This is a genomic window from Streptomyces sp. NPDC086766 (assembly GCF_044746005.1).
Classification (GTDB): Bacteria; Actinomycetota; Actinomycetes; order Streptomycetales; family Streptomycetaceae; genus Streptomyces.
The window spans coordinates 72,533-82,617 of sequence record NZ_JBIVBI010000024.1; the positions used below are offsets into that span (position 1 = coordinate 72,533).

General features: G+C 71.3%; 9 protein-coding genes, 1 tRNA gene and 1 pseudogene. 3 read left to right on the forward strand and 8 right to left on the reverse strand.

What is annotated here, in order from left to right; all coding sequences use genetic code 11:
- Positions 1–289 precede the first annotated feature (289 nt).
- From ACIPM1_RS30805 to ACIPM1_RS30830, 6 genes and pseudogenes are all read right to left on the reverse strand, one after another.
- Positions 290–547, reverse strand: a complete 258-nt coding sequence (locus ACIPM1_RS30805) for a hypothetical protein (RefSeq protein WP_402440229.1) — start codon at positions 545–547, stop codon at positions 290–292.
- A 207-nt stretch (positions 548–754) separates the two neighbouring features.
- A pseudogene (locus ACIPM1_RS30810) lies at positions 755–928 on the reverse strand (NUDIX hydrolase); the annotation flags it as partial.
- Between the two features lie 181 nt (positions 929–1,109).
- Positions 1,110–2,489, reverse strand: coding sequence for a Cys-Gln thioester bond-forming surface protein (locus ACIPM1_RS30815; RefSeq protein ID WP_402440232.1), 1,380 nt, complete (start codon positions 2,487–2,489; stop codon positions 1,110–1,112).
- A 336-nt stretch (positions 2,490–2,825) separates the two neighbouring features.
- On the reverse strand, positions 2,826–3,290 hold the full coding sequence (locus ACIPM1_RS30820; protein WP_402440234.1) for a single-stranded DNA-binding protein: 465 nt from the start codon (positions 3,288–3,290) through the stop codon (positions 2,826–2,828).
- A 417-nt stretch (positions 3,291–3,707) separates the two neighbouring features.
- Positions 3,708–5,870, reverse strand: a complete 2,163-nt coding sequence (locus ACIPM1_RS30825) for a GTPase (RefSeq protein ID WP_402440236.1) — start codon at positions 5,868–5,870, stop codon at positions 3,708–3,710.
- A 3-nt stretch (positions 5,871–5,873) separates the two neighbouring features.
- Positions 5,874–7,484, reverse strand: a complete 1,611-nt coding sequence (locus ACIPM1_RS30830) for a dynamin family protein (RefSeq protein ID WP_402440238.1) — start codon at positions 7,482–7,484, stop codon at positions 5,874–5,876.
- 320 nt (positions 7,485–7,804) lie between these two features.
- Between ACIPM1_RS30830 and ACIPM1_RS30835 the strand changes: the two genes are divergently transcribed.
- Positions 7,805–7,880 (forward strand) — tRNA-Arg (locus ACIPM1_RS30835).
- Between the two features lie 174 nt (positions 7,881–8,054).
- On the opposite strand, the gene ACIPM1_RS30840 is transcribed toward ACIPM1_RS30835, so the two are convergent.
- Complete coding sequence (locus tag ACIPM1_RS30840) at positions 8,055–8,372, reverse strand: hypothetical protein (RefSeq protein ID WP_402440240.1); 318 nt, start codon at positions 8,370–8,372, stop codon at positions 8,055–8,057.
- 268 nt (positions 8,373–8,640) lie between these two features.
- Here ACIPM1_RS30840 and ACIPM1_RS30845 point away from each other — a divergent pair, with 268 nt between their 5' ends.
- Both ACIPM1_RS30845 and ACIPM1_RS30850 read left to right on the forward strand, forming a co-directional pair.
- Positions 8,641–9,213, forward strand: a complete 573-nt coding sequence (locus ACIPM1_RS30845; RefSeq protein WP_402440242.1) for a DinB family protein — start codon at positions 8,641–8,643, stop codon at positions 9,211–9,213.
- Positions 9,214–9,522: 309 nt separating this feature from the next.
- A complete protein-coding gene (locus ACIPM1_RS30850; protein ID WP_402440243.1) occupies positions 9,523–9,912 on the forward strand; it encodes a hypothetical protein in 390 nt (129 codons plus the stop codon).
- On the opposite strand, the gene ACIPM1_RS30855 is transcribed toward ACIPM1_RS30850, so the two are convergent.
- Positions 9,906–10,085, reverse strand: a 180-nt coding sequence (locus ACIPM1_RS30855) for a hypothetical protein (RefSeq protein ID WP_402440245.1), incomplete at its 5' end; no start/stop codon positions are given. The two genes, ACIPM1_RS30850 and ACIPM1_RS30855, sit on opposite strands and share 7 nt — an antisense overlap.

Consider the following 10,085-nt stretch of genomic DNA (forward strand, 5'->3'; position numbering starts at 1 on the left):
TGGCGAGACGCTGACCTGCACGTTCTTGGGCGGAGCGCCGTGGTTCACTGTCGGTTGTCGTCGAGTGACCGCGCGCGCCCTCGCACAGCCGGCCCTCGAGCGCCTCCAGCTCTTCGGGTCTGGAGACATGGGCACCCTTGGACGCCACCGAACCCAAAGTCCCTTGCCTACTGGCGGGCTTGGGCCCCTCCTGCCTGCCGGCACATGGATCCGGGTGCCCGTGGGGTCGAGCACCCGGATCCACCCATCGCTTGTCCTTGTCAGGGGATTGGCTCACTGCTGCTGAGGTTCAGTCCCACCCCCAGCCGCCGCCCCAGCCCCAGCCGTCGCCCCAGCCCCAGCCCCAGCCGTCGCCCCAGCCCCATCCCCAGCCGTCGCCCCAGCCCCATCCCCAGCCCCAGCCGCCGTGGTGGTAGGAGACGACGTTCTGCGGAGCAGCGGTGGTGGTGGCCGCGTGGGCGGCTCCCGCCCCGGCCGCGAGGGCCAGGATCGGCGCAGAGCAGATTGCGATGGCCACTCTCTTCATACGGGTGGTGTGCGCGCGCATGATACGCCCCTCTCCGGAGGGTGTGTGGTTTTCCCGGCGGCCTCCGCGGGCCGCCCGATCGCGCTCGGACCCTGCGCGCAGCCCGGCGCTCACCCGCCGCACGCGTCCGGCGGCGGGTCACCACTTGCGGTACAAAACCGACATAAGTGGCTTTCCTCAAAGCTAAGGCCGGATCGCCGGGCAGTCAAAACGAGGAACGCGAGCCCTGGTGAGTTCGTCGACGTGGATGCCGGTCTCCTCCAGAATCTCGCGGGCGACGCCCGCCTCTGGCGTTTCGTCGAGTTCGATCACGCCGCCGGGGAGCTCCCAAGTGCCTTTGTCGGCGCGGCGCATCGCCAGGAGTCGGCCGTCCTCGCGCACCGCCACACCAGCTACGGACACGGAGTGCAGGGGCGTTGACCGGCCTTCCTGGGCACTGTGAATCGTGTCGGCCGGGCGCAGCGCCGTCCCCCGGGTGGCCGTGGCGGGGAGGCGGGGGGCGTCCCGTCGTCAGTGACACTCCGTTCCCGGTCGTCCCCGCCAAGGCCCGTCGCGCCACGGCCGGTGACGCGGCGGGCGCCGCTCAGTCCTGGGCCGGGGCCTTCTTCTTGCGGACGATGCTCAGGGCCGTGGCCCCCAGGACCAGCAGGCTGAGGCCGAAGGCGGCGATCACGGGTGTGGTGCTGGTGCCGCCCGTGTCGGCGAGGTCGGTGCCGCCGGCGGTGCCGCCGGCGGTGCCGCCCACGGTCGCGGGGCTCGGTTCGCTGAGCGTCTGGGTGGCCGTGCCGCCCGCCCCGCCCTGGGTGCGGCAGTCGAGGACGCCCGTGAAGCGCTGTCCGAACCCGTGGGGTCCCTTGATCGTGAAGTCGTAGGCCTGGTCCTCCTGCAACGGGATCAGGACCCTCTGCGACGCGCCCGCGGCGATGCTGTGCTCGACGCCCATCAGCTCGAAGGCGAACGCCTCGTCGCCCCTGTTGGCCGCGGTGATGTCCACGCCGCCCTTGACGCAGTCCTTCGCCGCGGACAGCGCGGGTATCGCGCCCCCGCCTGCCCACGTGGCGCTCGCGGTGGCCGCCACCGTCGACTCGCTGGAGCCGGCCAGGATCTGGGTCTGGCTGCGGCTGTCGGAGGTGAGGACCCGGCCGACCGGCACGGTCGTCGAGGCCTGCACGGTCACCTCCGCGGACCCCGCCGCGTCGCCCGAGCCGTGGTCGGGGTCCCCGGGCGCCTCCTCGGGCACGTCGAAGAAGATCTGGCTGCCGTTCGTGGCGGAGGTGACCGGCCTGCCGTCCTTGCCGACGATCCGCACGCCACTGGCGGCGGCGTCCGCCGGAGGCGTGACCGTGACGGCGCTCGCGTTGGTGCGGACCGTCACCGGGCCGAGCCGGCCGCCGGGGTGTCCGGAGACGGCGGGCGGGTCGAGCGTCAGCGAGGCCGCGGGTTCGGGCAGGTCGCGTGCGCTCTTGTCCAGGTAGTCCGCGAGCTTCTCGGCCTGCGGATCGAGCGCGTCGACGCGCGCGCCGTCGGAGTAGCGCCAGATCGCCACCTGGGTGCCGGCCGCCGCGTCCTGCTCGGTGAGGTTGGTGACGCCCGCCTTGGCGGCGAGCGCCGCGAGGTCGTTCACCTGCGGGTAGGAGTGCTGCAGGATCCAGCGGATCTTCCCGGCGCCCTTGTTGGTGCCGAGCGAGGAGCCGCTCCACGGCGTCTCGTGGTACTTGGCGTCCCGCTGCGTGGGGTTGTGCAGGTCGACGCAGTACGTCTGCAGCATGCCGCCGCCGTCGACGAACATCTCGAACAGGCCCGCGGAGACCTGGTAGTCGCCGCCGTCGTCATGGACGACCGCGGTGCCGTAGGTCTTCAGGCCGCCCATGGTGGCGGTCGCGCCGCCCTGGCTCTGCGGTGCCGTGTCCGCGGCGGCCGGGCCGGCGGCGGTCAGCACGCCGGCGGCGACGAGCCCGGACATCAGGGTCGCGGCGGCGAGACGCGCCGCCCCCCTCCTGCGCGCGGGCGGCGCAGAGAACGAAGCACACACAGAATTCCCCTTCGAGCAGGACCCGTTGACGTGGGGGGGCACGGTCCCACCAGCAGAATCTTCAGGCCCCGAGGGCCATGTCCGGCATCCTAGAGATCACCCGCAGCGCCACCCCCCGTCATATGGTCCGATGACTGATCCGAATCGGAATCGTTATCGCCAACACCCTTTGCCAGCAGGGCACATCGGCCGATTCGCCGGAGCTTTCCCGAGCGCGCTCGTCGACGAACCGCGGTACGGCCGGGAAGCCTCGACACCTCTCCGACGTCACGTCACGGCCGCCGGTTCCGCCTGCGGCCGGTCCTCGACGGCCGCCGGTGACTCCCATACCGGCTCGGGCGGTTGCTGGGGCGAGGCCGCCGGTCCCGGCTCGGGCCTGCCCGAGCGGCGGAAGGCGGACGTGCCGCGCGCGAGGTCGTGGCCGATCGACACGGCGTCGATGTCGGCCGAGGTCCGGCTCTGACCGTCCCGGGTCTCCACGCGCACCTTGAGCCGGCCCTGCACGACGACCGGGTCGCCCACGTTCAGCGAGGCCATCACGTTCGTGGCGAGCTGGCGGTTGGCCCACACCGTGAAGAAATTGGTGTGCCCGTCCGTCCATGTGCTCTTCTCGCGGTCCCAGTAGCGCGAGGTCACCGCGAGCCGGAACCTCGTCGCCGCGCCCGACGCCGGCTCCCGGTACACCGGCTGTGTGGCCACGTTTCCCACCGCGCAGACCATCGTCTCGTTCATCCTGCATCCCTCCCTCGCCCGGCCGCACGCCGGGCCGACACGCGTACGGGCCCGTCCCGTACGGCTGCGTCCGTCGCGCCGACCGCGTCCGTCGCGATCGCCGCGCCACCAGACTGCCTCCGCCGGGACGAGCCCGCTGAGCCCTGTGGACCGTCACCTGCCTGTGGAAAACTCCGCCACCCGTACGGGGGACGATCGGCCCACGGCCCACGCCCCCCGTCCCCGTACGCGTGCGTCGTCCCGTCCCCTCCGTACTTCGCCGACCTCGTGCGTCGTCACCTCGTCCGCGGAACACCTCGTGCGCGGAAGACCTCGTACGTCGCGGACCTCGTACGCCGGAGAACTCGTACGCCGAAGACCTCGTAAGTCGCGGACCTCGTACGCCGAGGACCCCGTACGTGGACCGCCCCGGCTAGCTCATCCCGCCCCCGGCCCCAGCACCCGTACGTACTGCTCCCGCACTTCCCGGTACCGCAGCAGCTCCGCCGCCACGGGGTCCAGCACCCGGGCCCGTCCGCATCCCGCCGCCGCCTCGCGCAACCGGCGTTCCGCCTCCTGGCCGTACCGCCGAGCCGGTCCGCGTGCCGCCATCCGGCAGCTCCACTCGACGATCGGACCGCCGACGATGCCCGCGAGCATGAGCAGCACCGGCACGCCCAGGTTCGGTGCCATGACACCGGCGATCTGGCCCACCAGCCAGAGGCCGCCGAGGATCTGAAGGAGCGTCATGGCCGCCTGCCCGAGCACCGCCGCCGGCCACCAGCCCGGCCGGGGCGGCCGCCCCGGGGGCAGCCCGGCCCGATTCGCCAGCTCGTCCAGCGCCTCGGGCAGCCCCTGTGCCCCGCGTACGGCGGCCTCCCGCACCGCCTGTGCCCAGGGCGCCGGCAGGCCGGTCGCGGCCTGGTCGGCCACCGTGCGCACCGCCTGTTCGACGCGCTGCCGGGCCGTGGCCTCCTCGTCCGGCTGCGTGCGCACCGCGTGGCGTCCGGTGGCGGGTTCACGCAGGGCGTGGCACCAGCGCCACAGCCGGAGCCAGGGGGTGCCGCAGGCGCGGTTGGCGTTGCGCAGCCAGGCCCGTTCGGCGGCGTCACCCGCGGCGGTGGCGCCGACGGCGTCCGCCAGCCGCGCCGCGAACTCCTCGCGTGCCTCCTCGCTGAGCCCGGCGCGCCGCCGCGCGGCGTAGACGGGCCGCAACCGCTCAGCCGCCGCGTCCACATCGGCGGAGATCCGCCGTGCCGCGGCCCCGCGCTCCGCCACGAACTGGCCGAGCGCCTCACGCAGTTCCCCGACTCCGTCCCCGGTGAGCGCGGACAGCGCCAGCACCGTCGCGCCCGGCTCGTCGTACTCCCCGAGGGCGATCCCGTCCTCGTCCAGGAGGCGCCGCAGATCGTCGAGGACCTGGTCGGCGGCCTCCCCGGGCAGCCGGTCGATCTGGTTGAGGACGACGAACATGATCTCCGCGTGGCCCGCCATGGGCCGCAGGTAGCGCTCGTGCAGGACGGCGTCGGCGTACTTCTCCGGGTCGACGACCCAGATCACGGCGTCGACGAGCCCGAGGATGCGGTCCACGTGCTCACGGTGCTGCACGGCGGCGGAGTCGTGGTCGGGCAGGTCGACCAGGACGAGACCGCGCAGCTGCGGGTCGGCGTCCGGGCTCTGCACCGGGCGTCTGCGCAGCCGCCCCGGGATGCCGAGCCGGTCGATCAGGGTCGCCGCGCCGTCGCTCCAGCTGCACACGATGGGGGCGGCGGTGGTCGGCCGCCGTACGCCGGTCTCCGAGATGGCCACCCCGGCGAGCGCGTTGAACAGCTGCGACTTGCCGCTGCCGGTGGCGCCCGCGATGGCCACGACGGTGTGCTGCCCGGACAGCCGCCGCCGCGCCGCCGCCTCGTCGAGGACGCGGCCGGCCTCGGACAGCGTGCGGCTGTCGAGCCGGGTGCGGGACAGGCCCACCAGTTCGCGCAGCGCGTCCAGCCGCGACCGCAACGGGCCGTCGTACGCGAGCGGAGGCACCGGCAGCGGTCCGGGAACCCGGGTCTCCACGGCGGGCACGTGCTCGGGGGCGTGGCTCTCCGTCACGCGCCGCGCGATGAGGCCGTCGTCCCAGACGTCGGTGGACTCCGTACAGCCGGAGGCGGAAGCGTCGTCACCTCCGGAGGCGGAGGCGTCGTCCTGCACGCGCGCGTGGACGTCGGCGTGCGGCCCGTGCTGTCTCGCGCGCGTGTGCTCGTCCTGCCCCGCGCGCGTGTGCTCGCCGCCCCCCGCCGAGGCGCCCGTCGTACGGGAGAGCCCGGCACGGCCCGGCGGCTCGCACGCGGGACGGGCGGGTCCTGGTGCGTCGACCGCCTCGCTCCGCGCACGGGCGTGTCCGTCGCCGACCTTCAGGTCGTGCGCGCCCGGGGCCCGCGGCCCGGGCGGCCCGCTTCCGATGCCCCCGGCCCCACCGGCGCCAGTAACACCACTGGCACCACCGGCGCCTCCGGTGTCCCTGACGTCCCCGGCGCCCTTCGTGGCCTCGGAAACCGAGCCCTCCGTCCGGTCGGGGTGCTCCCTGCGGTCCTGGTCAGTGACGGCGGCCACCGGTCATCTCTCCTTCAGCAGTACGGACAGCGCGGCAATGAGTTCGGCCTGGGGTTCCGGGTGCACCTCCAGGACGTCGAGCGGGGCCAGCCGCCGCTCGCGTTCGGTGTGCATCACGCGGTCCAGGTGGTCGGTGAGCAGCCGTGCGGCGCGCTCGCGCAGCCGCAGCGCGCCGTGGGCGCCGATCCGCTCGGCGAGCCCCTCGCCGGCGGTGCGCGCCCGGCGGCCGCCCAGGAGTCCGGCGGCGACGAGGGCGGCGACGGCCTCGGGATCCGGTGCGGGGCTCCGGTCGAGCCCGCGCACCTCGTCCTCGGCGACCTCCTCGAGCTCCCGCCGCCACCGCCGTACGGCCATCCCGATGCGGTGTTCGGCGTCCTGCAGGGAGGAGTCGAGGTCGGAGAGGCCGGGCGCACCCGCCGCCGGCTCGCGGCGCCAGGCGTCGTCGACGCGTTCGTCGGCACCGGTGACGGCGCACAGCAGGAGGGAGCTGAGGCTCTCCACGAGGGCGTCGAGCAGTTCGCTCGCGGTGCAGTCGAGGGGGAAGGCGCGCCACCGCTTCAGGGCGTCCCCGGCGAGTACGGCCCCGGCCCGCAACCGCCCCCGCACACGCGCGTACTCGGCGTCGTACGCGCTGTCGACGGCGGCGGTGAGCCGCAGGGCGGCCGCGTACTGGGCGGCGGACGCACCGGCCAGCTCGGGCAGGCGGGCCTTCAGCGAGTTCAGGAGTCCGTGGGCGGTGCGGTCCATGGTGTGCTGCCGGGCCACGGGGTCCTGGGCCTGGTGGACCAGCCAGGTGCGCAGCGGCGCCACGGCGGTGGCGGGCAGCAGTCCCCCGCCCCAGACCGACTCGGGCAGCTCGGGCACGGTGAACCGCGGTACGTCCCCGAGCCCGGCCTTGGTGAGCAGCGCCGCGTACTGCCGGGAGACCTCGGCGACGACCTGGTGCGGCACCCGGTCCAGCACGGTGACGAGCGTGGCGTCGTACTCCTTGGCCGTGCGCAGCAGATGCCAGGGGACGGCGTCGGCGTACCGGGCGGCCGTGGTGACCATGACCCAGATGTCGGCGGCGCAGACGAGCTCCGCGGCGAGGACGCGGTTCTCGGCCAGCAGCGAGTCGATGTCGGGGGCGTCGAGGAGCGCGAGGCCCGGCGGCAGGGTGTCGACGGTCTCCACGCGCAGGACGCGGGGGGTGTCGTCCTCCGCCGCCGTCGGCGGGTCCTCCCCGGGGTCCTGCCGGGGCAGCCACACGCGCGCGAGGTCGGGCAGGATCCTCACTCCACTGAACCAGTGGTGATCCACCGGATGGCAGACGAGCACCGGGGTCCGGGTCGTCGGGCGAAGCACTCCGGCCTCCGTGACCCGTCTGCCCACGAGGGAGTTGACGAGGGTCGACTTGCCGGCGCCGGTGGAACCCCCGACAACCGCCAGCAAGGGCGCTTCGGGATGTCTCAACCGGGGCACCAAGTAGTCGTCGAGCTGGGCGAGCAGTTCGTCGCGGTTGGCACGCGCGCGGGGAGCCCCGGGGAGGGGCAGCGGAAAGCGTGCGGCGGCGACACGGTCGCGCAGGGCGGAGAGTGCGTCGAGCAGCTGAGGCCGTACGTCCAAGGTCACCACATGGGAAGAATGCCCAATTTTAGGGGAATTCTGAAGCATATGAGCATGTCTGCGCGCCGACCGGACACAACGGACGGAAGGGATGACTGGGACGTCGGTCCAGTCCAGGCATAACGAGTGCACAACACCCGGTGCGCCGGAGGCCAAAAGCGGTGCACGATTCGTACCTGCCTGCGATTATCAGGACCGCTTCACCGAACCTCCACATTGAGCCACGGAGGCGAAGCAACAGGGACAAGGAGCCGGGAGCCCTATCCTTGTCCCCGGCGACGTCACGGATCAGCCCGTACCCGGGCACCACGACAGAGGCCACCGCACCGGCCCCCGTAGCTCAGTGGATAGAGCAGGCGCCTTCTAAGCGCTTGGCCGCAGGTTCGAGTCCTGCCGGGGGCGCCACTGGGAGCCCTCCCCTCGGGAGGGCTTTTTCGCTGGTCAGAACGGGTGACATTCGACACGGCGAAGCCCCGGACACCCCCTTGACGATCAAGGGTGGACTCCGGGGCTGTCCGGCTGTCACCGGGTTTTCGCGGGTGGCTGTGTCGAATACGTGTCGAAGTCCTCGGGCGGGGTTCAGCCGACGCCCGGCACCTCTGGCAGGTCGCCCGCGGCTTCCGGTCGCCGTTCCAGATCCGGCAGCTGGCCGTCGATGCAGCGGGCATATGTGGCCAGGAGGACGGCGACGCTGTTGCCAGCCCACTCCGCCACTTGCGCGGCCGGGATGCCGTCGTTGAGGCACTCCGTCAGGCGCGTGTTCCGATTGTCGTACACGCGCCGTCCGGTGGGCGACTCGAAGACGTGCGGGGGCAGTGCGGCCTCACGCGCGCTGCGCCACGCCCGTCGGATGACGGAACCGGCGAGGATGCCGTCGGTCTCACCCCGGAAGAGCAAATCACCCGGCTGGAGCTGCTCGTCCTCGATGTGCTGCCGAAGGATGCGGGTCAGGGCCGGGCGCCGTCCTCGACCGCGGGTCCGTCGTGGCGTGTGGGTCGACGGCGGACGGGACGGGAGCTGGGGGAAGTGGCTGGTTGCGGGAGTCTGTGTCGTGATCGGTTGGATTCCCGATTCATCTCAAATCCCCTTTCTGGACTACCACTTGAATACTTGTAGCTCAGTGGATAGAGCGCAGCCAGGTCTCCGTTGTATGTAGTGTGCGGAAATGACAAGAAGCGAGCGGCTCGCGGAGCAGCTGGACTGGTACTGGCACAAGAACCTACGGCCGCGGCTGGACGGCCTTACCGATGAGGAGTACTTCTGGGAGCCGGTGCGCGGCTGCTGGAGTATTCGCCAACCCCGCGGCACGTCGGCCGCACCGATGGCGGAAGGTTCGGGGGAATGGACGATGGACTTCGCGTCCCCTGGCCCGGATCCGGCGCCGGTGACCACGATTGCCTGGCGGCTGGCGCACATCATCGTCTCGTGCCTGGGCTATCGGGTCGGATGGTACTTCGGCGGCCAAGACGTCGACTCCGAGACATTCGCTTACGCGGGGACCGCCGACGAGGCGCTGAAACAGCTCGATGAGATGTATGGGAGATGGAACGCGGGGGTCCGCGAACTTTCGGACGCTGACCTGGAGAATCCGCCCACGGTGGGTCCCGAGCGGTTTCCCATGGAGAACAGAGTCCTGCACGTCAACAGGGAGCTGATCCATCACGGCGCCGAGATTTCCCTGCTGCGCGACCTCTACCGCTGGCAGGACGGAGCCGTACCGAATATGACTTTCCGGTAAGCGGCGATCGAGCTTCGGAAACCTACGTGGACTCCGTGACGCTCCGTGGCCGCGAGCTTGACTGGTCAGAGCGTCAAGCGGCGACTGACTCGGTCATTGAAACTCCAGGCCAAAGTCGCTACGCCGATCGCGCGCCTGTGACAGCCGCAGGTCAGAGAACCGCCGCGTCCCTTCTTCGACTACCCATCGCGCTCGATCGAGTTTGACTCGCCCACGAAGGTTTCACCGACCACTTGAACCGCGCGACGACACGCGATACGCCATTCCTTGATCTGCTGTCACTGACACCGGAAGGCGAAAGGTACCGATTTGGGCATCTTCTTTGTTTATTTGCCAGCACTGGCGGCCTTGGGCGCGGGAATTTTCGGGCTGCGTGACGTGCGGATCCTCAGGAGAAGAGGAGTCCGAACCGAAGGTCGATGCGGCGGTACGAGCTGGAACGCGAACATTGCCTCGATCGATGTAATTTATCGGGACAAAAGCGGGGAACGGCACTATGTCACGATCGCACCCGAGGATCTTGGACTCGTGGGGGATGAATCCATCGTCCGAGTTGTTTACGACCCTCTCAAGCCGAACAGGGCGACGACTGAAACGATCCTGAAGAAGTCGATATGGAAGACCCAAGAGGGATACCTGGTGATTGTTGGATTGTGCATGGCCGCAGTGGTGACCGCGGCGATCGCAGGCTCTCACTGAGGTGCGCGCCGGACTTCCGCCCAGACGCTGGCGTCGGCGGCAGCGAAGTACGGCATCAGAAAGCTCTGACATCCACGGCTGACTGTGAGGATGTCGGTGGTGTCACCCGAGGCGGTCTGACCCGCCGACTGACCGACGCAGAGGCTGTCTTGTTGATGAAATGTCGGCCGGCT

What these genes read in the sequence shown, in the direction of transcription:
- ACIPM1_RS30805 (WP_402440229.1), bottom strand. Translation starts at nt 547, where the DNA reads ATGCGCGCGCACACCACCCGTATGAAGAGAGTGGCCATCGCAATCTGC.
- ACIPM1_RS30815 (WP_402440232.1), bottom strand. Translation starts at nt 2,489, where the DNA reads ATGTCCGGGCTCGTCGCCGCCGGCGTGCTGACCGCCGCCGGCCCGGCC.
- ACIPM1_RS30820 (WP_402440234.1), bottom strand. Translation starts at nt 3,290, where the DNA reads ATGAACGAGACGATGGTCTGCGCGGTGGGAAACGTGGCCACACAGCCG.
- ACIPM1_RS30845 (WP_402440242.1), top strand. Translation starts at nt 8,641, where the DNA reads ATGACAAGAAGCGAGCGGCTCGCGGAGCAGCTGGACTGGTACTGGCAC.